Below are 25,862 nucleotides of genomic sequence, written 5' to 3'. Positions count from 1 at the left end.
GCCCCTCGGGACGGGGCCAGACAGGGGTTTCAAGGGGGTGCTGTCCGGTATCCCAGACTCGTACGGCTTACCTCGGATGCCGTTGGCGAAGCCTATTTCGCCGGACGCCCATGGATGCGCACGGAGAGCTCATCGGCGACCTTCTGGACCCTGGCGGCGAGCACCGGCCACTGGTCCTCCGGCAGCTTGTCCTCCAGGAACGTGACGGCTACTGCCGCCGTCGGCCATCCCAGGTGATCCGTGACGGCGGCGGCGATGGAACCAAACCCCGGCGTCACCTCCCCGTGTTCCGTGGCGTAGCCGCGCTGCCGCACCTGGTCCAGGTGCGAGGACAGTGCGGAGTACTTCATGATGGCGCCCTCCACCTCATGCCGGGCGGTGAAGGCGGCGGCGTTCGGATACAGGGCACGGACCTGGGATTTGGGCAGCGCGGCAAGGATGGCACGGCCGCTGGCCGTGAGGTGGCTGGGCAGCCGGACGCCGACGTCGGTCACCAGGGATGGCCGGTTCTTGGCCCGCTCCTCCACGATGTACAGCACGTCCCGTCCGTGCAGGACGGCCAGATGGGCACTTTCGCCAAGGACGTCGACGAGTGATGCCAGCATTGGCCGCCCCAGCCGGGACAGTGGCTCCTGCCGCGAGTAGGCGGAGCTGAGTTCGAAGGCGCTGATGCCGAGACCATAGCGCTGCTCCTCATGCAGGTGCAGGACAAAGCCGTTCGCCTCCATCACACCCAGGAGGTGATAGACGCTTGAGCGCGGCAACCCCAGTGCCGCGGCAATGTTCGACGCCGCCATCGGGCCCCGTTTGGAAGCCAACAGTTTGAGGATCCGCAGCGTGTTTTCGGCGGCCGGAACCTTCGCTTTGACCGCTGATTCCGGCCGTTTTGCCGCCGCCGCTGTCAGCGTGCCCGCCATGTGCCCTCCAGGCCTTGTTGGTGACTGTCTTTGCGGATCTCACCGGAAAGGTGTCCGGTATCCCGTACCTAAGCTTGCGCCACTTTCTGCCTCACTCACCCGCCGCTGCACAGCGGCCTGTCTGGGATACCGGACATTCCTCCGCTGATGATCCCGCTTACTGCCGTGCAGCGGTAGCGTTTGCGCATGGGATTTCCGCTCGAGGGCAAGATAGCTCTGGTCGCAGGGGCCACACGAGGGGCAGGACGGGGAACCGCCGCGGCCCTGGGCGAGGCCGGTGCGCTGGTGTACTGCACTGGACGCACTACCAAAAGCCAGGCCTCGGACTATCGCCGGCCGGAGACCATCGAAGAAACCGCAGCCATGGTGACTGCGGCCGGCGGGACCGGGGTCGCAGTGGCCGTTGACCATCTCAGCGCCGCGGAGGTGGAAGCGCTGGTCCGCCGCATCGATGACGAGCATGGCCGGCTGGACATCCTGGTGAACGACATTTGGGGCGGCGAGAACCTTGTCGAGTGGAACAAACCCCTGTGGGAACACGACCTCGAGGGTGGCTTGCGGATGCTGCATGGCGCCGTCGACACGCACCTGGTCACCAGCCACTTCGCACTGCCGCTCCTTACCCGGAGGCCGGGAGGACTGGTCGTGGAAATGACCGATGGAACGCGGGAGTACAACGCCGCGCACTACCGGCTCTCCGTGTTTTACGACCTCGCCAAGTCCGCCGTCCTGCGGCTCGCCTTTAGCCAGGCCGAGGAGCTGAAGCCGTTCGGCTGCACGGCTGTGGCACTGACGCCGGGCTGGATGCGTTCGGAAATGATGCTCGAACACTACGGCGTGACCGAAACGAATTGGCAGGAGGCTTCCGCCACGAATCCGCACTTCGCAGCCATCTCGGAAAGCCCCCGCTTTGTGGGGCGTGCGGTCGCCGCCCTCGCCGCCGACCCCGAAGTACACCGCCGAACCGGCGGTTCCTTCTCCTCCGGCGGGCTGGCGCAGGAGTACGGCTTCACTGACGTCGACGGCTCGCGGCCCGACTGCTGGCGCTATTTGGAGGAGATCCAGGACGCCGGGCTGCCGGCGGATGCCACGGGCTATCGCTGAGGTGGGTGGGGTCCAGCCGGGCGGACCTTCCCAACCCGACAGTCTGAAATCAAAGACACCAACAGCCCGTGAGTCTCATCACAGCCTCCTCGGGCATGGTCTGCTGGATAGCGATCCCCCTCCCCAATGACGAGAAGGTATTGGCATGCAACAAGCCCAACCCACAGACGAAATGGTGCCCGAAAGCGGAACCAGCCCCGCCGCCGGAACGGCGCGCACCGCCGTCGCCACCGCCGTAGGAACCGCGGTCGAGAACGTCCTGAACCGCGGGCTCAACGTCCGCCACATCCGCTTCATGGCGCTGGGCTCCGCCATCGGCACCGGGCTGTTCTACGGCTCGGCCTCGGCCATCCAGAAGGCGGGACCCGCGGTGCTGTTCGCTTACATGATCGGCGGCGCCGCCGTCTTCATGGTGATGCGCGCCCTGGGGGAAATGGCTGTTCGGCACCCGGTCTCGGGCTCCTTCGGGCAGTACGCGAGCCGCTACCTTGGGCCCCTGGCAGGCTTCGTCACGGGCTGGACCTACGTCTTCGAAATGGCAATCGTGGCCATCGCCGACGTCACCGCGTTCAGCATCTATATGGGCTTCTGGTTCCCGGAGGTGGAACGGTGGGTCTGGATCCTGGCCATCATCTTCCTCCTCGCGGCGTTGAACCTCCTGAGCGTGAAGGTGTTCGGCGAACTCGAATTCTGGTTCACGCTGGTCAAGGTCGCGGCCATTATCGCCATGATCGCCGGCGGCGCAGCCATCCTTGCGTTCGGCTTGCAGAACGGCGACGCCTCAGCCGCCCCGGGCCTAGGCAACCTGGTGGAACACGGGGGCCTGTTCCCGAACGGCTTCGAGGGGCTCCTGGCCTCGTTCGCTGTCGTCATGTTCGCCTTCGGCGGGATCGAAACCATCGGCATCACGGCCGGCGAGGCCGCCGACCCCAAGAAAGTGATCCCGAAGGCCGTCAACACGGTGCCGGTCCGGGTCCTGCTCTTCTACGTGCTCACCCTCGGGGTGCTCATGAGCCTCTTCCCGTGGAATGAGGTGGGCAGCAACGGGAGCCCGTTCGTCCAGATCTTCAGCGGCCTCGGCATCCCGGCCGCGCCGCACATCCTCAATGCCGTGGTGATCACCGCCGCACTTTCCGCCATCAACAGCGACATCTTCGGGGCCGGCCGGATCCTCTTCGGCCTGGCCCAGCAGGGGCACGCACCGCAAAGCTTCGGACGCGTCTCACGGCATGGCGTGCCGTGGATGACCGTGGTGATGATGGCCGGAATCCTGCTCGTGGGAGTGGTCCTGAACGCGGTCATCCCGGAAAATGTCTTCCTGCTCATCGCCTCGATCGCAACGTTCGCGACTGTCTGGGTATGGGTCATGATTCTTTCCTCCCACGTGGCGATGAAACGCGAGATCTCCCGCAACGGGCTGCCGGCGTCGGATTTTCCCTCCCCGCTGTGGCCTGCCGCTTCCATCCTCGCCATCGCGTTCATGGGGCTCGTGATCGGAGTGCTCGGCTTCTTCGAGGACACCCGCGTGGCGCTCTACGTCGGGGCTGCGTGGCTGGGACTGCTGGTCGTCGCCTACCGGCTCTGGGTCAAAGGCAACGGACGACGACGGGCCCACCTTGAGGATGAGACCTCACCGCTGCCGGTGGTCGCCAGCGGCCAAAACTGAGTAGCATTTCCGTGAAAAATGCCGCAGAGGGCTGAAATCGGCAAAAACAAGTAGTAAAAAGGGGACAAGACAGGTACTTAATGTTTGTTACAAGAGTGCCCCATGTGATAAATGAGGTAGATGTTACTCATGTGACGCATGTGATTCCCTCCTACAGTGGACTACACGGTGCCAGCCGGCTGGGGACCTGACCCCGGATGATGAACCGGACCCGCGCCGCCAGTGATTCGACGATTGGTCACACTGTGAAGGAGTGGTCCTCATGTTGGAAATCCAAGCCGGGGCGCCGGCACAAACTGCTCACTCCGGGAAGTCGCCCGGCATCCTGGCCCAGATTCTGAAATGGGCACGCACGGCCGCCGTCCCCTACAGGATTGGCGACGTCCTGGTGGGTGACGACCCGTTCAACGGCAGGCGCGAAGGCACCGTCGTGGTCAAGAACGGGCGGTCGATCGGAATCCGTTCCTCCGGCCGGGTGTACTTCTACGATTACCGGCAACTGAGGCGGCCGGACTAGGCGGGGCATCCTTCCAGTCCAGCCAAGCACCAAGGAGCCGATCCCATGTCCATCGCCAACCTGCCCACCGCGTACCTCACCATCGCCGAGGTTGCCGAAGCCCTGCGGCTGTCCAAAATGACCGTCTACCGGATGGTCCGCGCCGGAACGCTGGCGGCGGACCGGTTCGGCAAGTCCTACCGCGTACCGGAATCAGCTGTGGAGGAGTACATCCGGGTCTCAGGCAACCCGCTTACGGAAAACCCGCCGGGCCCACGCAGCTGATGCGCCGCGCGTCCTGAACGCCGCGGAGCGGATTCTGAATACAGGAGCGAATTCTGAATACAGCGTCTCGGGTTCGCCAACGGTGGCCCGCCGCCAGCCACGGCGCTACCATCAGGCATGCTTCCGCTGCAGAACCTCTTGGCCTTTGCCCTGGTCTCCGCACTGCTGATCGCCGTCCCGGGTCCCAGTGTCCTGTTCGTCATCGGACGCTCGCTGGCCCTGGGGCGGCGGGGCGGGCTGCTGAGTGTCCTGGGCAATGCGGGCGGGGAGCTCGTGCAGATCGCAGGAGTGGCACTTGGACTCGGCGTCATACTGGCGGAGTCAGTACTGCTGTTCACGGTGGTGAAGTTCGCCGGCGCGGCCTACCTCATTTACCTGGGAATCCAGGCAGTTCGGCACCGTCGCGGCAGCCCGGCAGGGCCTGACCCGTCCCGGTCCGCGACCACCCGGCGGATTCTGGGTGAAGGCTTCATTGTCGGGGCCACGAATCCGAAGTCCGTGGTGTTCTTCGTGGCGGTCCTCCCCCAGTTCGTCGACCATGGCGCAGGAGCCATCCCCGTCCAACTCGCCCTGCTGGGCGCCACCTTCCTGGCCATCGCGCTGGTCTCGGACAGCATCTGGGCCCTCGCCGCCGGAACGGCCCGGCAATGGTTTGCCCGTTCACCCCGCCGGGTGGCTGCTGTCACCACCACGGGCGGGGTGATGATGATCGGTCTCGGCGGCACCCTCGCCCTGACGGGGTCGAAGAGCTGACGGGTGGGGCGTCACCGCGCCGACCAGCCCCCGTCCATCGTGTAGCTGGCCCCGGTGACCATTCCGGCGGCGTCCGAGGACAGCCACCCAACCAGCGAGGCCACCTCCTCGGGCTCCACCAGCCGTTTCACCGCGGACTCGGTAAGCATCACCTTCGCCAGCACCTCCGACTCCGGAATCCCGTGGACACGCGCCTGGTCAGCGATCTGCTTCTCCACCAGCGGGGTGCGCACATAGCCGGGATTGATGCAGTTGGACGTGACGCCGTGTTCGCCGCCTTCAAGTGCCGTCACCTTGCTCAGCCCCTCAAGGCCGTGCTTCGCCGAGACGTAGGCGCTCTTGAACGGGGATGCCCGGAGGCCGTGGACCGATGACAGGTTGATAATGCGCCCGAAGCCGTTGGCGTACATGTGCGGCAGCGCGGCACGGATCAGTAGGAAGGGCGCCTCGAGCATGAGCGCCAGGATCCGCCGGAACGCCACGGGATCGAAGTCCTCGATGGGGCTGATGCGCTGGATCCCGGCGTTGTTCACCAGGATGTCGCAGTCCAGGCTCAGCGCGGCCAGCGCCTCGACGTCCAGGAGGTCAACAGCCCAGGACGTGCCGCCCACCTCATCGGCAAGGCGTGCCGCGCCGGCATCGTCGACGTCGGCCACCACTACTTTGGCTCCCCTGGCCGCCAGTTCCCGCACGCATGCCGCGCCGATGCCGCTGGCACCGCCGGTGACCAGGGCCTTGCGGCCGTTCAGGTTCTTTTCTATGTCCGGACCTTGTGCGTCCACAGTCTGCTCCTCCAAGTGTCCACGTTGACACGTGCCGCACGCCGTCTGCTTCCAACGCGTGCAGCACTTCCGATTCACCCGAGTATTCCTGCAGAAGGAACGCGGTTCAATGACTAATCAGGCACTGGATTCGTGCAAAATTGCAGACATGGATGCCAACCCGGACGACCTGCTGGTGCTGCTCGCCGTCTCCCGCTCCGCAAAATTCACCACCGCCGCCCAGGTCCTGGGCCTGAACCACACCACCGTTTCCCGCCGGATCGCCGCACTGGAAAAGGCCCTGGGCGGCCGTGTCCTCGCCCGCGCCTCCGGGGGCTGGGAGCTGACCGAACTCGGCGCCCAGGCCGTGCTGGTGGCTGAGCAGGTGGAGACTGCGGTGCGCGCGCTGGGACCGTCCGGCCGCCCGCCTGACCCGATTACCGGCGTCGTACGCATGACCGCGACCGACGGCTTCAGTGCGTACATCGCCGCTCCGGCGGTGGCAAGGCTGCGGAGGGATCATCCGGGGCTCAGCGTGGAGATCGTCACCGTCACGCGGCGCGCGCTCCAGCAACGCTCGGGGCTGGACATCGAGGTGGTGGTGGGTGAGCCGCAGGTGCACCGCGCCGAAGCGTTCCGCCTGGGCGAATACGAGCTCGGGATGTACGCCTCACGTTCCTACGTCGAGGCCAACGGAATGCCGGAGTCGGTGGAGGCCCTGACCTCCCACCCGCTCGTGTACTTCGTGGACTCCATGCTGCAGGTGGACGACCTCGATGCGCCGCGGCGGCTGGTGCCGGCCATGCGCGACGGTGTCAGCTCCACCAACGTGTTCGTGCACGTCGAGGCCACCCGGGCCGGTGCCGGGGTGGGGTTCCTCCCCTGCTTCATGGCCGACCGGCACGCGGACCTGGTCCGCCTGCTGCCCGAAAAAATCGCCGAACGCCTGCCCTACTGGATGGTCCTGCGGCCCGATTCGATGCGCCGCCCGGCCGTCGCTGCCGTGGTGTCGGCGCTGCGCGATCAGACCAGAGCGCACCGGGCGTGGCTGCTGGGGCAGGGACGCGGCAGCTCAGCCGCTGAATGAAGCCGGCGGCCCGGGCTCCGTGCCGGGCCCGGTATCAGCAGGAGGCCGGGGATCGTGCCGGACCGGGGCTCCGGCGGCGAAGGCCCGTACCTTGGCGTCGTTCCAGATGTGCGCAGGCACGGCGCCGCCGAGGAGCCGCCGCACGAGCCGGGGATCGTCGTCGAACGGCTCGTCGCTGCCGGCCATGATCATGTTGCCGTAGCGGCGCCCCTTCAGCATGGCCGGATCCGCGATGATGATGGTGTGTTCGAACGCGGCCGCGATGGTGGCCGCATCCTCCCGCGCATTCTTCAGGTCCGGGCCGTCCCCCGAATTCACCACGTACATCCCGCCGGGGGCGAGCACCCTCCGGACATGCCCGTTGAACTCGGCCGTGGTCAGCGGAAAAGGCGTCACGGCGCCGGCGAACACATCGCGGATGATGAAGTCGCGGGTGTCCGGGGTCAGGGTTTCCGTCACGGCGCGGGCTTCCCCGACGCGCAGCCGCAGCAGCGGGGCCTTGGGCAGGTCGAACCAGCCCCGGACGTATTCGGCAAGCTTCCCGTCCAGTTCCACCACCACCTGCCGGGCGTCCGGATAGGCGGCATGGAAGTAGCGGGCCAGTGAACAGGCTCCGCCGCCCAGGTGCAGGCCCCGCAGCCTGGGCTTGGTTTCAGGAGCCCAGCGGGATTCGATGAGGGCGGAGATCCAGCGCATGTACTCGAAGTCCAGGAACAGCGGATCGGCAAGGTCGATGTGCGAACTCATCACGCCGTTGATGCGCAGGAGCCAGCCTGTGGAGTTGTCCTGGTCCGCGATGAGCTCGCAGTCGCCGGTGTCGATGTAGTACACGCCCTCAACCGGGCCGTCTGCGCGCGCTCCACCGGGAGCCTCCAGCACAGCGGAGGGCGCCGCGCCCTTCCTGGAACCGGACCTGCTGCCTGACTTGGTGCGCCGTGCCATCAGTTCTCCGCCGCTTCCGTCATGCCTTTAAGCCTAGTTGACCGCAGACTGCCGGACGCCCGGGTGCTAGGCCTCCGGCACGGGCGCACCCTGGCCGTTGCGGATGCGCTGGACCATGGCCGTGGTGGAGCGCTCGGCGACGTAGTCGAGGATGGTGACTGTGCCGCCGTAGGCCTCCACCGCTTCGGTTTCGGCCAGCATCTCCGGCGTGTAGTCCCCGCCCTTGGCGTAGATTTCCGGGCGCAGCTGCTCGATCAGGGGAATCGGCGTCGCGGTATCGAAAACCGTGACGTAGTCCACGCAGCTCAGGGCGGCGATCACGGCGGCCCGGTCTGCCACGCTGTTGATGGGACGGTCCGGCCCCTTGAGCTTTCGTACTGAGTCGTCACTGTTGAGTGCCACCACCAGGATGTCACCCAGCTGTTTGGCCTGGTTCAGGTACCGGGTGTGCCCCCGGTGCAGCACATCGAAGCAGCCGTTGGTCAGCACCACGCGCTGGCCGTCGCTGCGGTGCGCGCGGATGTGGCGTTCCAGTTCATCGGCGGCCAGCGCGGTGTCCGCGAAGCTTTCCAGGTAGCGGCCCAGTTCGTCCGTGCCGCAGACCGATGTCCCCGGAAGGTGGACCACCACGTCCGCGGCAGCCTGCGCCAGGTCCAGGCTGGCCGTCAGCGGCAGCGACGCGGCCCGCGCGAGGGTCAGGGCCGCCACGAACGTATCGCCCGCGCCTGAGGCCTGCTTCTCGGTGGCGGGCCGCGCCCAGGTCCGGTGCGGGTTTCCGGCGGACGGAATCAGGACGGTCCCGTCCCGGTCCAGTGTGACCACGACGGCGCGTGCACCGGTAGCCTGCAGCAGCTCGCTGCTGTGCTGGGTCACCACTGCCGCACGTTCGGGTCCGTTGCCGAGCCGGAGGTCCAGCATCCTGGCCGCCTCCTGCGCGTTGGGGGTGACCAGGTCCGGCGCCAGCGCTGCCCACGGGCGCGGATCGTGGGCGTCCACCACCACCAGGGTGTCCTCCCCGCGCCGGGCCAGGGTTTCAATGAGCCGGTTCCGGACCGGCTCCGCAAGGACGCCCGTTCCGTAGTCACAGATCACCACCGCGTTCTGCTGTCCGACGGCGGCCGGAACGGCCGCCTCGAACGCCGCCAGGGCGTCGGCCGGGACAGTTGCCGCGGAGTCGTCGAAGCGCAGCAGGACCTGGCCGCCGCTGCTGATCCGGATCTTTGTGGTGGTGACCATGTCCGGGTGCTCGGCCAGCAGCGCCGTGTCCACACCGGCCGCGTCCAGTTGGCGCCTGAGCTCCGTGCCGGCGTCGTCCGTTCCGACGATTCCGGCCACGCTGACGCGGGCCCCCAGGGCAGCCAGGTTCATGGCGGTATTGGCCGCACCGCCGGGGGCAAAGTCCCGCCGGGCGATGTCCACCACGGGAGCCGGAGCCTCACGGCACATCCTGTCGATGGTTCCGCTCCACCAGCCGTCGAGCATGAAGTCGCCCACAACCGTGATGGCCGGAGCCTCCTCCGCCAGCCTGCGGGGAAGCCAGGCTGCCAGGCCGCGCTGTTCTGAAAGCACTGGTTCTGGGAGCACTGGCTCTGACAGCACCGGTTCAGAATGCGTTGTGGTGCTGTCGTCCCCGGCGGCTCCCCCGGTGCCGGGTGCCGTGGCGGTCATGATGCTGCCCCGGCTTGCACGGCACCGGCTGAAGAGCCCGCTGCCGGCGGGGGTGGCGCAATGTGCACCACCTTGACCCGGGTGAATTCGTCCAGGAGCTCGGGTCCGTAGCCGAAGCCGTGCCCGCTCTCCCCGCGGGGCTGGGCAGAGCCGCCGGGCGCACCGCCAAATACCTCGTTGACCTTGATGGTCCCCGCCGGCAGTGCAGCGACGGCCTGCTGGGCGTGGGCGATGCTGCCGGTCAGGACGGTGGCAGCCAGTCCGTAGCGGCCGGCGGCGGCGAGGGCGAGCCCCTCCTCGAAGCTGTCCACCACGCGCACCGGGGCCACCGGGCCGAACGTTTCCTCGGCCATGACGTCCATGGTGTCGGTGCATTCCACGAGGACTGTGGCCGGGTAGAAGGCGCCCGGCCCGTCCGGAACGGAACCGCCCTCCACGGCCCGCGCCCCAAGGCCCAGCGCCTCGGCCACGTGCCGCTGGACGGCGTCCCGCATCCGCGTGTCCACCAGCGGCGCGAGCCGGTTTCCGCTGTTCCGCTCCCGGGCCTGCCCCGCGAGGGCCTGGCAGAACTGTTCGGCAATGGACCGGTGGACGTAGATCCGCTCCACCGACGTGCAGATCTGTCCGCTGTTGCTGAAGGCCCCGATCGCCGCCTGCTCCGCTGCCCAGGCCGGATCCACATCCGCATCCACCAGCAGCGGATCGTTGCCCCCGTTCTCCCTGATGACATAGGCGCCTGTCAGCACCGCGGCCCGCGCAATCCGTTCCCCCGTCTCGCTGGATCCGACGTGGGCGAACATATCAACGTCGGGCTGCTGGGTGAGGAGGGTCCCGACGTCGGCGCCTCCGGTCAGCGTGACCAGCACGTTGGGCGGAAACACCGGTGCCAGCGCCTCCCCCAGGCGCTTGCCCACATGGGGGCAGCGCTCACTCGGCTTGTGGATCGCGGTGTTTCCGGTGACCAGGGCAGCGCCGATGAGTCCGCACGCCACTGCCACAGGATCGTTCCATGGCGTCAGCAGGACGGCCATGCCGCGGGGCTCGGCAATGGTGTAGTCGGCTGCCAGCGGGTTTCCGCGAAGGCTGTGTCCCCGGTGCAGGGGGCCAAGTTCTGCGTACTGCTCCAGCGTGGATACGCCTGCCGCTATGCCGGCAAGAGCCTCTTCCACCGGGCGCCCGGTCTCCTGCGCGTTCAGCTCCGCCAGCTCCGCAGAGGCAGCATCGAGGGCCGCAGCCGCGGCGCGCAGCAACTTTCCCCGCTCTGCCGGTGGTGTGGCTGCCCAGCCCGGCTGGGCGGCACGGGCAGCCGCCACGGCTGCCGTCACATCCTCGGGCCCTGCCACGGAAAGGCTGCCGACCATTTCACCGGTTCTGGGATTCAGGATGGTGAGCACGTCTTCCGCATGGGCCAGGTCGTTGGCGATCGTCGATTGCATGTGGCTCCTCACTGTGGATTTGGCCTGTGCCTTTCGGGGTGGTCGTTTCACCCCTCTCTGAGGTGATCCGTACCCGGGCGCCGGCGGGTTTACACGCGCCGGCAGCAGGAGTTTTCAGAGCTGGCAATACACCGCCGATGCACCGTATGGTGGGCCCACTGGACCCGTCCCGACCTGAACTGTCCGGAGCCGAGAGGGCTGACACCATGGAACTTTTCAACGCCGACTTCGGCGGAGCGCGCATCACTGGCCAAGGAATCGGCCCGGTCCTGGAGCCCTTCAGCGGCGTATCGCGGATAGCCGTGCTCCGGGGCGGCGGCCTGGGCGACCTGATGTTCGCCCTGCCCGCCGTTGCTGCCCTGAAGGCCGCCTATCCCGGTGCCACCGTCACCCTGCTGGGCACGCCGGTCCATGCGGAGCTGCTGTCGCAGACGGCGGGGCCGGTGGATGAGACGGTGATCCTGCCGTTTTCCGAAGGTGTCCGCCCGGGGCCGGAGGACGACGGCGAGCTCGAACGGTTCTTCGCCGATATGAGCACCAGGAGCTTTGACCTGGCCGTCCAGCTGCACGGCGGCGGACGGTACTCAAACCCCTTCCTGCTCCGCCTCGGCGCCCGGCACAGCGTGGGCACCAGGACCCCGGACGCGGTTCCGCTGGAACGGACCGTGCCCTACCTGTACTACCAGCACGAGCCGCTCCGTGCCCTCGAGGTGGCAGGATTCGCCGGCGCACCTCCGCTCGGGCTGGAGGCAAGGCTTGAGCCGCTGCCGGAGTTCAGGCAGCAGCTTGCGCAGGACCTGGCCGTGGAGAGCGGTGCATCCGGGAACGGGCGTGTGGTGGTGATCCATCCGGGTGCGACTGATCCGCGCCGCCGCTGGCCTGCCGAACGTTTCGCCGCGGTGGCCCGCAGGGCCGCCGACGACGGCTTCCGGGTTTACGTGGTGGGCGACCGCAGCGAAAAGGAGCTGGCGGAAACGGTGGTGGAGCTCGCCGTCGAACACGCCCCTGACGGCCGCCCGGCCGTCGAGCCGAATGCGGGCCGGCCTGCCGTGGAATCACTGGCCGGCAAACTCAGCCTGGGTGAACTGGCGGCACTGCTGGCGGGCAGCAGCGTGGTGGTGGCTAATGACAGCGGACCGCGCCACCTGGCCCAGGCCCTGGGCACACCGACGGTGGGCGTCTACTGGGTGGGCAATGCCATCAACGCCGCACCTCTGGGCCGCAGCCTGCACCGGGTCCATCTCGGCTGGGCCACCCGCTGCGAGGTGTGTGGCGTGGACATCACCCAGGTGGGGTGGACGGCTCCACGGTGTCCCCATGAGGAGTCCACCGTGAAGGCCGTCGAACCCTCAGAGGTCTACGAGGATATCCTGCAACTCACGGCCACGAGCCCTCTTCTTCATGGCAGATAAGCATTTCGCGGACCTCGCAGCCCGTGGGCTGTGACAGGGCGAACAGAATCGCCTCGGCCACGTTGCCGGGGTCGTTCAGGCGTGAATCGTCTTGCGGCTTGTACTGCTCCGCGCGGTCATCGAAGAAGCGCGTCTTCATGCCGCCGGGGATCATCGTGGTCACGCCGATTTCGCCGCCCGTCTCGGCCGCCAGCGAGTGGCTGAAGCCCACGACACCGAACTTGGATGCGCAGTATGCGGTGGCCTCCGGCAGTGCACGCTTGCCCAGCGTGGACGCGATGGTGACCACCCGTCCACGGGACGCCTTCAGGTAGGGAAGGGCTGCCCGGACGACGGACACCGTGCCCATCAGGTTAACGCCGATGACGCGTTCCCACTCCTCCGCGGCCACGTCCTCCAGCTTGCCGCAGCGGTCGATGCCGGCCGCGGTGACCACCGCGTCCAGCCCGTCGAGGCTTTCCGCCGCCTGCGTCACTGCCTCGGTCACCGCAATCCGGTCCGAGACGTCCACTTCAAACGCCTTCGCCGCGGAGACGTTCCGGATGTCCCGGTCGAGGACCACCGGGGTTCCGCCGGCTTTCAGTACGGCATCAACGACGGCGGCCCCCAGTCCGGAGGCACCGCCCGTTACCAGGACCCGGCCGGGCCGGAAAGTCGATTCAGTCATGGTTTTCCTTTCGCTTGGGACAAATTTCAAGTTTTCGATAGCGGTTCAGCTCACCTGTGCCGGTTCAGCTGACCTTCGCCAAAGCGTCCGCGAGGACTGACGTGGACCGTGCCTGGTGGAAGGGCACGGTGACACACCGGCCGCCCCAGCTTTCGACGAGGCTGGCCTCGGGCAGGTCCGATGCGCGGTAGTCACCGCCCTTCACCCAGACGTCCGGCCGCAGGGATTCCAGGCAGGCCTCCGGGGTGTCCTCCCCGAAAACCAGGACGGCATCGACACATTCCAGTGCCAACAGCAGTTCCGCCCGGTCCTGCTGGCTGACGATGGGCCGCTGCTCGCCCTTGATCCGGCGCACCGACTCGTCAGAGTTCAGGCACACGATCAGGCAGTCGCCAAGGTCCCTGGCTGCCGCCAGTGTGCGGGCGTGGCCGGCGTGCAGCAGGTCGAAGCAGCCACCGGTTGCCACGACTGTTCCGCCGTTGGCACGCACCCGCCGGGCAAGATCCAGGGCGTCTTCCTCGCGGCTGTGATGCCAGACCGGCCGGTGGCGGTCCGGCAGGGCGGAAACCCCGCCGGCGCCGAGGAAGGCGGCCGCTTCGCTGATCGCGAGTTCCGCGGCGTCGCCCAGGCTGCGGCCCTCCGCCAGGTGGACGGCGAGGCTGGCCGCGAGCCGGTCGCCGGCACCGCAGGGATCGGTGACCTCGGTGCGGGGGGCCGGGATGGTCACCGGTGGCGTGTGGCGCTGGGTCAGCAGGCCGCCCTGGTCCCCCATCGTGACGAGGACCGCCTGGCTTTGCCAGTTGTCGAGCAGCGTTTTCCCGACGGCGGCAATCGCCGCAGGCGTGGCGGTCCCGGAATCCGCGGCCTTGGCGGCTTCGGACAGATTGGGCGTCACCACCGCGACGCCCGGCACCGGTGCGGCGCCGGACGGGTGCGGATCCCACACGATCGGAATGTCGCCGGCGCGGGCCTCCAGCAGCTCCCGGATCTCCGGGTTCGCAGCAACGCCCCGTCCATAGTCGGCCACGATGATCACCTCGGCCTGGTTCAGGGCCCTGAGCATGCCCGCGGTGGCCGCCGGCACCTCCGGCCGCTCGCACCCTTCGTCCACCCGCACCACCGGCTGGCGGCCCGCCCGGACCCGGGTCTTCACAGGCGTTCTGGCACCGGAGGGCCCGGAAACCACCCGCACGCCGGCGAGCGCGCCTTCCAGCGCCAGGGAGGCGTCGTCGTCGGAAAGCACCGTCACCAGGGTGACGCCGTGGCCGTCCTGGGCCAGCATCCGGGCCACGAGCCCTGCGCCGCCAGCTCGGCGCCGGACGTCCGAGACGTCCACCACCGGGACCGGCGCGTCGGGGCACAGCCGGGTTGCTTCCCCGGAAAGGTCCACGTCCAGCAAAACGTCGCCCACCACTGTGATCCTCATCCGCGATCACGCTCCGGCCCGGGAACGCCCTGGCCCCTGCGGGCCACCTCGGCTTCGAAGGCGCGGCAGATGGCGTGCAGCGCTATCAGGTGCCCTTCCTGTGCATTGGCCGAGACGGCATCGACGGCCACCACCTCATCGCAGCAGGAGGCCAGCGGGTTTGGCGCCGGCCCCGTCAGCGCCCATGTGGTGATGTTCAGCCTGGCCGCCGCCTCGGCTGCCCGGAGCAGGTTGGGGCTCTGGCCGCTGGTGGACAGCAGCACGAGGATGTCCCCCGACCGTCCGTGCGCGCGGACCTGCCGGGCAAACAGCTCCGCATAGCCGTAGTCATTGGCGATGGCCGTGACAGCCGAACTTTCCGCATGCAGGGAGATCGCGGAGAAAGGCATCCGCTCGCCGTCGAACCTGCCCACGAGTTCCGCCGTCAGGTGCTGCGCCTCGGCCGCGGACCCGCCGTTCCCGGCGGCCAGCAGCTTCTGCCCGCTCAGCAGGCGCTGGGCCAGCTCCACGCCCCAGGCTGTCAGCGTCTCGGCCTGGCTTTCCAGGGACCGCAGTGCGGGAAGGACGTTTTCCAGGTGCGTCCGCACTGCTTCCCTCGAGCCGGCACCCTCTTTCAAGCCAGCGCCGGCATCCTGCCCGGCCGCGCCCGGGGCCAGACCATCGGGAGAGGTCAGACCGTCCGGAGCGGACAGCTGGTCGGGAGAGGAAAGGCCGGCCTGAGTGCCAACCCGGTGCATGGCAGGAAGCTCAGCCTCCCGCAGGGATTCCGGAGTCACAGTGCCGCTCCTTCCATGGGTTCGAGGGTGCCGGCCGCGGCGGTGCCTGCAATAGCCAGCTGGTAGGCCTTTTCCGTTTCGGCGGCCACTCTGTTCCACGAGTAGCGCGTCTTCGCCCTCCGCTCACCGGCGCGGCCGAGCTTCGCCCGAAGCTCCGGACTGGCCAGCAGGGTGACGAGGGCTTCGGCGATGGCTTCGGGGTCCTTGGGCGGCACATGCAGCCCGGTTCCCTGGTGCACCACGGTGTCCGTCAGGCCGCCCACTGCAGCGGCGACCACCGGAACACCGCAGGCCATGGCCTCCAGCGGAACGATGCCGAAGGGCTCGTACCAGGGCGTGCAGACCACGGCATCAGCGCTTCGGAACATGCTTGGCATGGCCTCTCTGGCCACTTGTCCCCGGAGCTCCACATGGTCCGCCACACCGAGCTCCCGGGCAAGCTCCAGCAGCCTGCGCGCTTCCGGGTCCTGCCCTCCGGCATCCGCTCCGCCGCCCACGATGAGCAGTTCGACGTCGGTGAACCCCGCTTCCAGCAGGTACGGCAGGGCCCGGATCACGAGGTCCACGCCCTTGCGCGGGACCAGCCGCCCCACGGAAAGGATCCGGTGGGAGCGGGAAGGGGTGTCGGCCGGGCCGTCACTGGAGAAGACGTCCAGGTCCACCCCGCAGGGAGCAATGGAAACCCGGCGGGTGTCTATCCCCATCGCCCTCAGCTCGAACACTTCGTCGGAGCAGGTGGCCACGATGCGGTCAGCCGACCTGCCGACGGACGGCTCGAGGAAGCGCCGTTCAGCGGGGCTGGTGTCAGCGGCGCCCTGGTGGCGGCGCTTGACGGTGCCCAGCGCATGGAAAGTCTGTACTACCGGGACCCGGAAACCGCCCGGCTCGCGGCGTGCGGCATCGAGCGCCGCCACACCCGACATCCAGAAGTGGCCGTGCACCACGTGCGGCGGCGAGTCGCCCCAGTCCTGGACTACACCGTCCGCCAGTGCACCCATGAAGGGGAGCAGCTCGTCCTTGGGCACATGCTCGGCCGGCCCGGCGTCCACGTGCACCACCTCGAGCCGGGGATGCACCCGCACCCTTTGCGGCAGCTCGGGCGCGTCACGCCTCGTGTAGACCGTGACGCGGTGGCCCCGCCGGGCCAGTGCCGACGACAGGGCGGCAACATGGACGTTCTGGCCGCCCGCATCCACTCCGCCGAGCGCTGCCAATGGACTGGCGTGTTCCGAAATCATTGAGATCTTCAATGGATATTCCCTTCTCGCGCCGCGGACAGGGCATCCGGTCCGGACCCCTTTACAGCTGCATCCCCCGACGCCACCCCTTCCGCGCACTCCCCGCCCGGCCTCCCATCATGATGTGGACGCGCCGGTTCCGGAAGTAAAAGTCCCCCGGGTGCCACATCAGCCAGCACCTCATCCCAGTCGGTCAGGAAACGCTCGAGTCCATACCGCTCCAGCGCGGCCTCCCGCGCAACCTTGCCCCGCCGTCGGGCTTCCTCCGGGTCGTTGACCAGCAGCCGGGCACACCGCCGCAACTCCTCCACGTCAGTGGAGAGGCAGCCCGCCTCCGCCGGCACGGCGCGGCCAGCCTCAGTTGTGTCCAGCGCAAGGACCGGCATGCCGAGGTGCATCGCCTCCAGCAGCGCCAGCCCCAGCGAGGTCCAGCGGAGCGGATGCAGGTAAACCCGGCAGCGCGCCAGCTCACGGTGGAGCTCCGCGGTTTTCAGATCGCCCCGCACGGTGAGGCGCGGCGCCGGGATGCCCGTGGCCTCCGCCAGCCGGTCACCGCCCATGCCAAAGACCTGGAGCGGGGCCGCGGTGGCGAAACGCGGCAGCAGATCGGTGCCGGTCACGCGTCCGCGGCGTACCGGTTCATTCACCACGACGCCCAGCTCCGGGACTTCGCCCGTGTAGAGGTAGCCTGGGTCCGCGATCCCGTGCTCAATGACCTTCGTTGGCGCGCGGCCGCTGTCCCAGAACAGCTCGTTGAAGTGGGTCACGTGCACGATCGGGATGTCGCTCTGCTCCCCGAGCGGATGGACGGTGAAGGGGACATCACCTTTGGGCGTGTTGTGTTCCACGTATACGGCGGGAAGGTCGACGCCGGGCCGGCGGCCCAGGATGCGCGTGACCTCCGCGGCCTCATCCGGCCGCTGGAGCACGACGGCGTCGATGCTGCCGGCGTCCAGCTCCGCCAGTGCGACCTCCCGCACCGAAGCGGGCCAGTCCCGCCCCGCCCGGCCCAACCCCCAAGGCCCTCCCTCAGGCAAGAGAGGCAGCAGGTACTCGTGCCGGCCGCGGACAAACGCGTCCGTCCACGACCCGTGCACGTGCCACAACAGAATTCTCATCGTTTCCGGACCTTTCTCCGTGTGCTGAGCGAGGAGACCCCGCTCAGCAGGCGTTCGACCGCGTCCACCACCTGCTCGGGCGAAACAGAGCTGAGGCAGGGATGGCCCGGTACCGGACAGTCGCGTGCACGGCTGAGCCGGCACGGCGCGTTTTGGTCTCCCAGCAGTTCCAGCGGAACGCCATACGGCGCCCACCGCACTGCCGGGACAACCGGGGAAAACAGGCTCACCACAGGGGTTCCGACGGCGGCAGCAAGGTGTGCGGGCCCCGTGTTTCCGCTGACCACCACCTCCGCGCCGGCGAGGACGCCCGACAGGGTGGAAAGGTCTGTCCGCCCACCCAGATCGATGGCGGAGGGTCCGGCGACGGTTGCCGTCAGGGCGGTTTCACCCGGGCCGCCGGTAACCACCACCCTGTGGCCGGCCCCCTCCAGCAGTTCCACGGCCGCCGCATGGTGCAGGGGTGGCCAGGCCCGGGCAGGGACCGTTGCGCCGGGGTGGACCACCACGTACGGGCCGTCCCCCACCAGGTGCCGGACGTCCGGGGGTTCCTTGACCATGAGCTTTCCGTCGTCACCGGTCCTGAGCCGGAATCCTGCCGCCTGGGCAATGCCAAGCGCCCGCACGGCTTCCGGCTGCTCCTCCGGAAAGTCCTCGCCCGGCTTCAGCCGCACGTCCAGGAGCGATCCCGGGTAGTCCGTGGAGGCCCCGGTGATGCGCTCAACGCCGGCCAGCCGCAGGAGGAGCGCCAGCGGAAGCGGTGACTGGTGGAAGGAGGTGAGGATGACCGCTTCGGTGATGCGGGAATTCCGGACGAAGCCCACCAGGGAGTCCAGGTGCTCTCCCGCCACGGGCGGAGCCGGGTTGCTGATCCAGGGCGCATCCCAGGCAAAGACGTCGGCGACGTTGGGCAGCAGCGAGGCCGCGGACTTGCCCTGCGGCCCGCAAAGCACGACGACGTCGTTGGGGCTGCCGCCGTCGGCCCGCCGTCCGTTCGCCACGGCCCGGACTGCCGGGCCGGCCAGGAGTACGTCACCGACGCTGTCCAGCCGGGCCACGAGGACCCTGCTCATGCCGGTCCTCGAAGCACTGGTTCGTGAAGCACTGAGTTCCGAAACACTGATTCTGGAAACAACAGGGCAACGGCCTGCTCGAGGTCCGCGGCGACCTCGGGGGCGGCCTCGACTTCCTCGGCGCGGGTTTGCGGCGTGGGAACCAGGACGCCCCGGGCGCCGGCGGCCGCGGCCGCCTCGACGTCGCTGCCGATGTCGCCGATGAACGCCGCCTCCGATGGGTCAATGCCGAGCCGGCGGCAGGCACTGTGGATCATGCCCGGTGCCGGCTTCCGGCACACGCATCCGTCATCGGCTCCGTGCGGGCAGACCTCCCAGACGTCGAAGGGCCCCAGCAGGTCCTCCACCCGTGCGTTCACGCTGTCCACCTCCTCGGCGGTCAGCAGCCCGCGCGCAATGCCCGACTGGTTGCTCAGGACACCGGTTGCCAGGCCCATGCCGCGCAGCCCGTCGAGGACCCGCCGCGCACCTGGATACGGCTCGACGCGCGCGGGGTCGCCGTTGTACGGCACGTCAACCACGAGCGTTCCGTCCCGGTCGAACAGCACAGCCTTGAGCTTAGAAGCGTTACTTGCCATATCCCCTCCGTTCCCCGGAGGGCAGAGACCTAAACAACCGGCCGGGCACTTCTTCTCGGCTAGACTCCTCGAAAGGCGGCCCGGCAGGGCCGGTCCAAGGAGGAGAAGAACGGCAGTGGAAGCACGGAACGGCAAGCACGAACAACCTGTCCTGCTGGTCCTGCGGGCACTAAAGCTCGGTGACCTGCTGGTTGCTGTGCCGGCCCTGCGCGCGCTGCACCGCGCCTATCCGGACCACCGCCTTCTCTACGCCGCCCAAGGCTGGCTGGAAGAGGCACTGGAACTCGTGGGCGGGTACGAACTGCTTCCGACCCATGGCCTGGATGTTCCAATTCCCATTGATGCAGGCAAGGTGGATATCGCGGTAAACCTGCATGGCAGCGGACCAGAGAGCGAAGCCCGGCTCGCTGCCGTCCGGCCGCGGACGCTCATCGGCCACCGGACCCCGGAACGGCCGGGCCCGGCATGGATGGAGGAAATCCATGAGCGTGAGCGGTGGACCAGGTTGCTGCAGTGGCACGGCATCGATGCAGAACCTGACGATTTCCGGCTCCTCCCGCCAGCCGTTCCCAGCCCCTGTCCCGGCGCCACGGTACTGCACGTGGGGGCCGCCTACGGCAGCCGGCTATGGCCCGAGCACCGCTTCGCCGAGGTCGCCCGCGCGCTCGCCGACGATGGGCACGAGGTGGTGTTCACCGGAAGCACGGGAGAACGGCCGCGGGCGCTGGACGTGGCCCGGCTGGCAGGCCTTCCCGAGACGCAGGTGCTCGCGGGCAGGCTGCGGCTGGCCGAGTTCATGGCCGCCATCGCGGAAGCCCGGCTTGTGGTGTCGGCGGATACCGGCGCGGCGCATCTCGCCTCTGCCTACTCGCGGCCTTCAGTGGTGCTTTTCGGCCCGGCTCCGGCCGAGGTGTGGGGGCCTCCGCCCGGCCCGCACATCGTGCTGACCGACGCCCAGGCACGCCGTGGCGACACATTTGCCGCCACCCCTGATCCGGCCCTGCTGGCAGTCACCGTGGAGGACGTCCTGTCCGCCGTCGGGCAGCTCCGGCTCGCCTGACCCCCGCAGGTCCTGCCGGCGGGCCAGTCGTGCCGCCGGCGGGCCGGTCCTGTCGCTAGCGGGAGCTGCCGGTGCCGGCGCTGCCGGCGCCCGCCTCCCCGCTGCGGCCCTCCTCATCGAGCAGCCTGCGCTGCAGCCATACGAGGATCCGGGACAGGCGCCGGGACACCTGCATCTGGGAAATGCCGAACCGCTTGCCCAGCTCCACCTGGGTCTCCTCGCGGAAGTAGCGCCGGTACAGCATCTCCCGGTCATCAGGCTCCAGTTCCTGGATGGCCTGGTTGAGGCACACGAGTTCTTCGAGGTGCTCTATCGGCTGGTCGGGCGAGACCAGCCCTTCGCCCATGCTCGGCCCGCCCCACGGATCGGGGCTGTCCAGCGAGTCGGGATGCATGCTGCTTGCCGCGGCCTGGGCCTCCCGCACGTCGGCGGCGGTGACCCCCAGTTCCTCCGCCAGTTCCTGCTCCGACGGAACGCGGCCCAGCGACTGGGCCATGTCCGGGGCGGTGTGCAGCATCTGCGTCCGGACATCCTGGACCCGCCGGGGCGGCCGCACGGTCCAGCACCGGTCCCGCAGAAACCGCTTGAGTTCGCCGCTGATCGTGGGGGCGGCGTACGCCGGAAAGCTTTCACCCTTCTCCTGGTCAAAGCCGCGGGCAGCCTTGACGAGGCCCAGATAGGCCACCTGGACCAGGTCCGAACGCTCCCGTCCGCGGGCAGCGTAGCGCGAGGCAAGCGACTCCGCCAGGTCCAGGTAATTGAGGACCAGCTGGTTCTCGAAGGCGTCATGCAGGCGGCCCGTGGGAGGCCCCTGCGGGGATGGCCCGCGGGGCGGGCCGGTCACGGAGTAAGAAGGCGGAGTTTCTGGCATTGTCGTGGGTTCCTTCGATCGAAAGGTCGAGAAAGCCTGCGGCAAGACTTAGAAGAAGGAAATCATAAGCGTGCTTATTACACAATGCTCCCGAGGCTATAGGCTCGAAAGAAGCAGCAAGGTTACGGCCGCCGTCGGACGGCCTGGCCGGAACGTTCAACAGCACCGGCAACGGTAACGGCAAGAGAGGCATTTCATGCGTATCGCGATCACGGGCGCCAGCGGCAATGCGGGGACGGCGCTGCTGCGCAGACTCCATGAGGCCCGAGCGGAATACCCGGGCGGGCTGGAGCTGGTGGGCATCAGCCGGCGCGCCCCGGACAGCACGCGGCTGCCCTACGCCGGCGTCGAGTGGCACACCCTTGATGTGGGCGACGCCGGTGCGAAACAGGAACTGGCCCGGGCCTTTGCGGGGGCCGACGCGGTGGTGCACCTTGCCTGGCAGATCCAGCCGAACCGGGACCTCCCGCAATTGCACCGCACCAACGTCACCGGCACGGCGAACATGCTGGCAGCGGCCAGGGAAGCCGGCGTCGGCCACATTGTGTGCGCTTCGTCCGTGGGGGCGTACAGCAAGGCGCCAAAGGACCGCCGGGTGGACGAATCCTGGCCGGCAGGAGGCATTGAGGGCTCACATTACAGCCGGGACAAGTCGGAGCAGGAGAAGCTGCTGGACGAGTTCGCGGCGGACAATCCCTCGATCGCCGTGGCCAGGCTGCGCCCCGGGCTCATCTTCCAGGCCAAGGCCGGCAGCGAAATCGGCCGGTACTTCCTCGGGTGGATTCACCCAAGGTTCGTCCCGCGCCGGCCGGCACTGCCGATTTTGCCGATTCCCGAGGAACTGGTCTTCCAGGCGGTGCATGCCGACGACGTCGCGGACGCCTACTGGCGCGTGCTCAGGAACAGGGCCAGCGGAGCCTTCAATGTGGCCGCAGAACCTGTGATCACGCCGCAGAACCTCGCCAGGCTCTTTTCCGCCAAGCGGATCCTTCCGGTCCCCGTCCGCGCGCTCCATGCCTTCGTTGATGCAACCTGGCGACTGCGGCTGCAGCAGACCGACTCGGGATGGGTGGAGATGGCGGCCGGCGCGCCGATCATGGACACCCGCCGGATTCGGGAGGAGCTGGGCTGGGAGCCGCACACGGCGTCGCTGGAAGCCGTCCGCGAGGTGATAGACGGCATGGGCAAAGGCGCCGGCGTGCCGGAGTCTCCACCGCTCAAACCCCGGCGCAGCCTCCTCGGCCTCATCCGCCGGGGCTAAGACCCGGACGGCGGCCCACCCGCGGACGCCCGCGGACGGCGGCCCACCCGCGGGCCTACTGGCGCGGAGCGTTGCGCGCGGGCCTGCTGGGGCCCGCCCGCGCCTACTGGCGTGGGGTGTCCCGCCGGGTGGGGTCCGTCGTGGCATCGGCATTGGAGCGGCGGGCATCAACATCGCGAGTGTCAGCGTCGCGCGTACCATCGGTCCGCATATCGTCGGCGCGCCCGCCCATGTCACGGTCGCGCATGTCACTCTCACGCATGTCCCGGTCGTCGTCGGCCCGGGCGTCAAGGCCCCGCCCGTCACCCCTGCGGGCATCGGCATTCCGGGCATCGGCGTTCGCACGTGCGTCGTCGCGCCGGTTACCGTCCGCGTCCACGTCCGGATCCAGGGCATTCGCCTTGTGCTGGTGCTTCTCGGCGTCAGTCCGGAAGTCCTGCGCAGCCGCCTGCTTCTGCTCCGCCTCCTGGCGAAGCCGTGCGGCTTCAACCTGGGCTTTTTCGGCGTCGGCCTTGGCGTGCATGGCGCGGGCTTCGTTTTCGCGCGCCTCGAGGTCGGCGTTTTCAGCTTTGCGGCGGATCTCGGCGGCGTGCTGGCGGTTTTGTTCATCGCGCTTCTGCCGGAATGCCTCCCTGCGTCTGCGGCTGGACATCAGAAGCACCACGATGAGCGCGATGACGACGATTGCAACGACGATCCAAATCCAGGCAGTTGGGTCCACTGCGGATCCACCTCTCTCTTTTCCAGCACGGTCACTATCCGGCAGGGGCTCTGCCGCCCACGCCCGGTATGTGGCTTCCGGAGCGGACAGCGGATTGAACTAGCGGCAGTCAGGGTACTTACGATCTAATAGTAATCATGCTTACTATTTATGGCGAGTAATTGCCGGCAAATGCCCGGCAACCCGACATGTTGGAGAGGTATCAGCCATGACGGAGAATCAACAGCCGCAGGGCGAGGGAGCTCCCCCGCCCGAGGACGTTGAAGGCACAGGCCAGGAACAGGCCCGCAAGGGCGGCAGCCGGGGTCCCGCCCAGGACCCGAATCCACTGGCTTCCGCGCAACTGGCGGAAAGCCCGCAGTCGGAGACCCGGATTGCGGACGATCCGCTTGCCGGGAAGCAGCCGGCCGACGCTCCGCTGGGCAGTGATCCGCTCACCCTGGACCGCCGGAACCCTTCCAGGGCGCCCGGAGCATAGGAAGAAAACTTGATGGACCTGCTGCAGGACCCCCGCCCAAACCCCTGAGCCCAAACCCCTGACAGCGGGCGGGATACCCACACGGGCGTCCTGCCGGCGAACGAAAGGATGCTTCATGGCCACCAAAGAAGCCCCGGAAACCAGCACGGCAAAGGCCGGCAGTGCCCCTGCCCCCGATGACGCCCGAAAGCCTGACAGCCCCACGGACGTGGACAAACCGTCCTGGAAGTACATTTTCCGCAAGACCATGCGCGAATTCACGGGCGACCAATGTCCGGACCTCGCCGCCGGCCTCACCTACTACGCGATCTTTTCGATGTTCCCGGCACTGCTGGCCCTGGTTTCGCTGCTCGGCATCTTCGGCCAGGCGGAAAAGACGACGGCGGCACTCCTGGAAATCGTGCAGGGGGTGGCACCGGGGCAGGCAGTGGAGATGATCCGCGATCCCATCCAGGAACTGACCACCTCACCTGCAGCCGGCTTCACCCTGATCATCGGCCTTGCGACGGCGATCTGGTCCGCCTCCGGTTATGTGACGGCCTTTGGCCGCGCGATGAACCGGATTTACGAGATCGATGAGGGCCGCGGCTTCGTCAAGCTCCGCGGCACCATGCTGGCCGTCACCGTGGCCTCGCTGATCATCGTTGCGCTGCTTGCGGCCATGCTGGTCATCAGCGGCCCTGTGGCCGAAGCCGTCGGCAATGTCCTGGGCCTCGGCGGCGTGGCCCTGACCGTGTGGAACATCGCCAAATGGCCCGTCATTGTTGCGCTGGTCATTGTGGTCATTGCCATCCTCTACTACGCCACCCCGAACGTGCGTCAGCCAAAGTTCCGCTGGATGAGCCTTGGTTCGCTGATAGCCCTGCTCGTCTTCGTAGTGGCCTCTGTGGGCTTTGGGTTCTACGTGGGAAACTTCAGCAACTACAACAAGACCTACGGCGCGATCGGCGGCGTGATCGTCATGCTCCTGTGGCTCTGGATCCTGAACATGTCCCTGCTTTTCGGTGCCGAGTTCGACGCCGAAATGGAGCGGGGCCGTCAGCTGCAAGCGGGCATTGAGGCCGAGGAAACACTCCAGCTTCCGCCGCGCGACACCAAGAAGAGCGACAAGCTCCAGGAGAAGGAAGAGGAAGACATCCGGTTGGGCCGCGAACTGCGCGAGAAATACAGCGAGCAGGACAACGGCCAGAACCGCAACGGCCAGGACACCAGCCGCCAGGACGGCCGTGGCGGTGCCACCTCCCGCGGGGGCAACGACAGGGGCAACGACAACAGCCGCTGAAGGAAGTGACGTTACCCCGGGCAGCTGCCTGCAGGCAGCTGCCCGGCGGCGTCTACGGCCTCAGCCGCCCCGTAGGGCCGCAGCCGTCTCCACGCCCAGGACACGGAGGTAGGCACCAAAACCGTGCGGTGCCCGGGAGGCGGTCCGTCCGGAAGTCACCACACGCATGCTGTCCGTGGCGGTAATGGCAAAACCCCTCCTGCGGAGCCGCTCCACAAGGGCCCGGTCCTCTGAGGAAAGCAGCGGCGGAAATCCGCCGGCCTGTCGGTAAGCCGACGCGCGGACGCCCAGGTTTGCGCCGTAGACATTCCCGTGCCTTTCCTCCCGCGGGTGCCGGAGGTGCCAGCTGCGCAGAAGTTCCGGATCCATGCCTTCGGAGTCCGGCTCTACGGATCCCAGCACCGCATCCCAGCCGGCATCCGCGAACTGGAGCTGGCGCACAAACCAGTCCTCCGGAACCTGCGAGTCGGCATCGGTGTTTGCCAGCCACGTGCTTTCAAGGAGTTCGCTGCCGAGGTGCCGGATGGCGGCCGCCACTCCCGCAGCCCTGCTGGCCCCGGCGTTGCGAAACCGCCGGCGCACCACCCTCACCCCCGCATGAGCCCCAGCGAACCGCTCCGCGATCTCCGCCGAACGGTCGGTGCAGTGGTCCAGGACCACCGTGAGTCCCACGGCCACGGACGGCCGTTGCCGGGCGAGCGCCTCAGTTGCGGCGGCCAGCGCGGAAAGGGCGGCCCCCAGGTGGTACTCCTCGTTATGGACCGGCATCACTGCTTCAACCCGGCA

The 25,862-nt window shown here is 68.1% G+C and carries 26 protein-coding genes; 11 read left to right on the top strand and 15 right to left on the bottom strand.

The annotated features are described in order from the left end of the window. Positions 1 to 92: 92 nt before the first annotated feature. Positions 93 to 917, bottom strand: a complete 825-nt coding sequence (locus ACFTR6_RS10030) for an IclR family transcriptional regulator (RefSeq protein ID WP_377957789.1) — start codon at positions 915 to 917, stop codon at positions 93 to 95. A 186-nt stretch (positions 918 to 1,103) separates the two neighbouring features. Between ACFTR6_RS10030 and ACFTR6_RS10025 the strand changes: the two genes are divergently transcribed. From ACFTR6_RS10025 to ACFTR6_RS10005, 5 genes are all read left to right on the top strand, one after another. Then, positions 1,104 to 2,021: an SDR family oxidoreductase gene (locus ACFTR6_RS10025; RefSeq protein WP_377957788.1), complete on the top strand. Its 918-nt coding sequence runs from the start codon at positions 1,104 to 1,106 to the stop codon at positions 2,019 to 2,021. 145 nt (positions 2,022 to 2,166) lie between these two features. Continuing rightward, positions 2,167 to 3,687 carry an amino acid permease gene (locus ACFTR6_RS10020; RefSeq protein ID WP_377957786.1) on the top strand — a complete coding sequence of 507 codons (1,521 nt, stop codon included), beginning with the start codon at positions 2,167 to 2,169 and terminating at the stop codon, positions 3,685 to 3,687. 262 nt (positions 3,688 to 3,949) lie between these two features. Next, a complete protein-coding gene (locus tag ACFTR6_RS10015) occupies positions 3,950 to 4,204 on the top strand; it encodes a hypothetical protein (protein ID WP_377957785.1) in 255 nt (84 codons plus the stop codon). 45 nt (positions 4,205 to 4,249) lie between these two features. After that, positions 4,250 to 4,468 carry a helix-turn-helix domain-containing protein gene (locus ACFTR6_RS10010; RefSeq protein ID WP_076799046.1) on the top strand — a complete coding sequence of 73 codons (219 nt, stop codon included), beginning with the start codon at positions 4,250 to 4,252 and terminating at the stop codon, positions 4,466 to 4,468. 117 nt (positions 4,469 to 4,585) lie between these two features. Beyond that, on the top strand, positions 4,586 to 5,221 hold the full coding sequence (locus ACFTR6_RS10005; protein ID WP_377957783.1) for a LysE family translocator: 636 nt from the start codon (positions 4,586 to 4,588) through the stop codon (positions 5,219 to 5,221). An 11-nt stretch (positions 5,222 to 5,232) separates the two neighbouring features. Here ACFTR6_RS10005 and ACFTR6_RS10000 read toward each other — a convergent pair whose 3' ends face one another. Then, positions 5,233 to 5,982, bottom strand: a complete 750-nt coding sequence (locus tag ACFTR6_RS10000) for a 3-hydroxybutyrate dehydrogenase (protein ID WP_076803591.1) — start codon at positions 5,980 to 5,982, stop codon at positions 5,233 to 5,235. 169 nt (positions 5,983 to 6,151) lie between these two features. On the opposite strand from ACFTR6_RS10000, the gene ACFTR6_RS09995 reads away from it, so the two are divergent. Beyond that, entirely contained in the window at positions 6,152 to 7,069 is a 918-nt protein-coding gene (locus tag ACFTR6_RS09995) for a LysR family transcriptional regulator (RefSeq protein WP_076803592.1), read from the top strand. Here the strand turns inward: ACFTR6_RS09995 and ACFTR6_RS09990 are convergent. The 3 genes from ACFTR6_RS09990 to ACFTR6_RS09980 form a co-directional block, all read right to left on the bottom strand. Next, complete coding sequence (locus ACFTR6_RS09990; protein WP_076799048.1) at positions 7,055 to 8,011, bottom strand: spermidine synthase; 957 nt, start codon at positions 8,009 to 8,011, stop codon at positions 7,055 to 7,057. The two genes, ACFTR6_RS09995 and ACFTR6_RS09990, sit on opposite strands and share 15 nt — an antisense overlap. Before the next feature lie 66 nt (positions 8,012 to 8,077). Then, complete coding sequence (gene rfaE2 / locus ACFTR6_RS09985) at positions 8,078 to 9,679, bottom strand: D-glycero-beta-D-manno-heptose 1-phosphate adenylyltransferase (RefSeq protein WP_083706248.1); 1,602 nt, start codon at positions 9,677 to 9,679, stop codon at positions 8,078 to 8,080. Continuing rightward, a complete protein-coding gene (locus ACFTR6_RS09980) occupies positions 9,676 to 11,115 on the bottom strand; it encodes an aldehyde dehydrogenase (protein WP_076799049.1) in 1,440 nt (479 codons plus the stop codon). The genes rfaE2 (ACFTR6_RS09985) and ACFTR6_RS09980 overlap by 4 nt, the downstream gene beginning before the upstream one ends. A gap of 206 nt (positions 11,116 to 11,321) precedes the next feature. Here ACFTR6_RS09980 and ACFTR6_RS09975 point away from each other — a divergent pair, with 206 nt between their 5' ends. Beyond that, positions 11,322 to 12,527 (top strand): glycosyltransferase family 9 protein, encoded by a 1,206-nt coding sequence (locus tag ACFTR6_RS09975; protein ID WP_377957782.1) that lies wholly within the window; start codon positions 11,322 to 11,324, stop codon positions 12,525 to 12,527. Here the strand turns inward: ACFTR6_RS09975 and ACFTR6_RS09970 are convergent. From ACFTR6_RS09970 to ACFTR6_RS09940, 7 genes are all read right to left on the bottom strand, one after another. After that, positions 12,493 to 13,194: an SDR family oxidoreductase gene (locus ACFTR6_RS09970; RefSeq protein ID WP_377957780.1), complete on the bottom strand. Its 702-nt coding sequence runs from the start codon at positions 13,192 to 13,194 to the stop codon at positions 12,493 to 12,495. The two genes, ACFTR6_RS09975 and ACFTR6_RS09970, sit on opposite strands and share 35 nt — an antisense overlap. 64 nt (positions 13,195 to 13,258) lie before the next feature. Then, entirely contained in the window at positions 13,259 to 14,620 is a 1,362-nt protein-coding gene (gene rfaE2, locus ACFTR6_RS09965) for a D-glycero-beta-D-manno-heptose 1-phosphate adenylyltransferase (protein ID WP_377957778.1), read from the bottom strand. Beyond that, positions 14,617 to 15,396: an SIS domain-containing protein gene (locus ACFTR6_RS09960; protein WP_377957777.1), complete on the bottom strand. Its 780-nt coding sequence runs from the start codon at positions 15,394 to 15,396 to the stop codon at positions 14,617 to 14,619. The genes rfaE2 (ACFTR6_RS09965) and ACFTR6_RS09960 overlap by 4 nt, the downstream gene beginning before the upstream one ends. Further along, the gene (locus ACFTR6_RS09955) at positions 15,393 to 16,646 is read right to left on the bottom strand and encodes a glycosyltransferase (RefSeq protein ID WP_377957776.1); all 1,254 of its coding nucleotides are present in this window, start codon (positions 16,644 to 16,646) and stop codon (positions 15,393 to 15,395) included. The genes ACFTR6_RS09960 and ACFTR6_RS09955 overlap by 4 nt, the downstream gene beginning before the upstream one ends. Further along, entirely contained in the window at positions 16,643 to 17,752 is a 1,110-nt protein-coding gene (locus ACFTR6_RS09950) for a glycosyltransferase family 4 protein (protein ID WP_377957775.1), read from the bottom strand. Before ACFTR6_RS09950 ends, ACFTR6_RS09955 begins: the two co-directional genes overlap by 4 nt. Further along, entirely contained in the window at positions 17,749 to 18,825 is a 1,077-nt protein-coding gene (locus tag ACFTR6_RS09945; protein ID WP_087873074.1) for a glycosyltransferase family 9 protein, read from the bottom strand. The genes ACFTR6_RS09950 and ACFTR6_RS09945 overlap by 4 nt, the downstream gene beginning before the upstream one ends. Further along, entirely contained in the window at positions 18,822 to 19,403 is a 582-nt protein-coding gene (locus ACFTR6_RS09940) for a D-glycero-alpha-D-manno-heptose-1,7-bisphosphate 7-phosphatase (RefSeq protein ID WP_377957774.1), read from the bottom strand. Before ACFTR6_RS09940 ends, ACFTR6_RS09945 begins: the two co-directional genes overlap by 4 nt. Positions 19,404 to 19,518: 115 nt before the next feature. Here ACFTR6_RS09940 and ACFTR6_RS09935 point away from each other — a divergent pair, with 115 nt between their 5' ends. Next, the gene (locus ACFTR6_RS09935) at positions 19,519 to 20,463 is read left to right on the top strand and encodes a glycosyltransferase family 9 protein (protein WP_377957773.1); all 945 of its coding nucleotides are present in this window, start codon (positions 19,519 to 19,521) and stop codon (positions 20,461 to 20,463) included. 55 nt (positions 20,464 to 20,518) lie between these two features. Here the strand turns inward: ACFTR6_RS09935 and ACFTR6_RS09930 are convergent, their stop codons facing one another. Continuing rightward, positions 20,519 to 21,334: a sigma-70 family RNA polymerase sigma factor gene (locus ACFTR6_RS09930; RefSeq protein WP_377957772.1), complete on the bottom strand. Its 816-nt coding sequence runs from the start codon at positions 21,332 to 21,334 to the stop codon at positions 20,519 to 20,521. Between the two features lie 196 nt (positions 21,335 to 21,530). On the opposite strand from ACFTR6_RS09930, the gene ACFTR6_RS09925 reads away from it, so the two are divergent. After that, positions 21,531 to 22,595 (top strand): NAD-dependent epimerase/dehydratase family protein, encoded by a 1,065-nt coding sequence (locus tag ACFTR6_RS09925; protein ID WP_377957771.1) that lies wholly within the window; start codon positions 21,531 to 21,533, stop codon positions 22,593 to 22,595. A 103-nt stretch (positions 22,596 to 22,698) separates the two neighbouring features. On the opposite strand, the gene ACFTR6_RS09920 is transcribed toward ACFTR6_RS09925, so the two are convergent. Next, positions 22,699 to 23,316, bottom strand: coding sequence for a hypothetical protein (locus tag ACFTR6_RS09920; RefSeq protein WP_377957769.1), 618 nt, complete (start codon positions 23,314 to 23,316; stop codon positions 22,699 to 22,701). 208 nt (positions 23,317 to 23,524) lie between these two features. Here ACFTR6_RS09920 and ACFTR6_RS09915 point away from each other — a divergent pair, with 208 nt between their 5' ends. Together ACFTR6_RS09915 and ACFTR6_RS09910 are read left to right on the top strand one after the other, a co-directional pair. Further along, positions 23,525 to 23,794: a hypothetical protein gene (locus ACFTR6_RS09915; RefSeq protein ID WP_076799059.1), complete on the top strand. Its 270-nt coding sequence runs from the start codon at positions 23,525 to 23,527 to the stop codon at positions 23,792 to 23,794. A gap of 115 nt (positions 23,795 to 23,909) precedes the next feature. Next, entirely contained in the window at positions 23,910 to 25,076 is a 1,167-nt protein-coding gene (locus ACFTR6_RS09910) for a YihY/virulence factor BrkB family protein (protein ID WP_377957767.1), read from the top strand. A 60-nt stretch (positions 25,077 to 25,136) separates the two neighbouring features. On the opposite strand, the gene ACFTR6_RS09905 is transcribed toward ACFTR6_RS09910, so the two are convergent. Then, on the bottom strand, positions 25,137 to 25,844 hold the full coding sequence (locus ACFTR6_RS09905; RefSeq protein ID WP_377957766.1) for a glycosyltransferase: 708 nt from the start codon (positions 25,842 to 25,844) through the stop codon (positions 25,137 to 25,139). Positions 25,845 to 25,862 lie beyond the last annotated feature (18 nt).

It is taken from the genome of Arthrobacter sp. NPDC057009 (genome assembly GCF_042673905.1).
Taxonomy (GTDB): domain Bacteria; phylum Actinomycetota; class Actinomycetes; order Actinomycetales; family Micrococcaceae; genus Arthrobacter.
The sequence above is the reverse complement of the archived record's forward strand: the minus strand, read 5'-3'. Positions and strand labels throughout refer to the sequence as shown.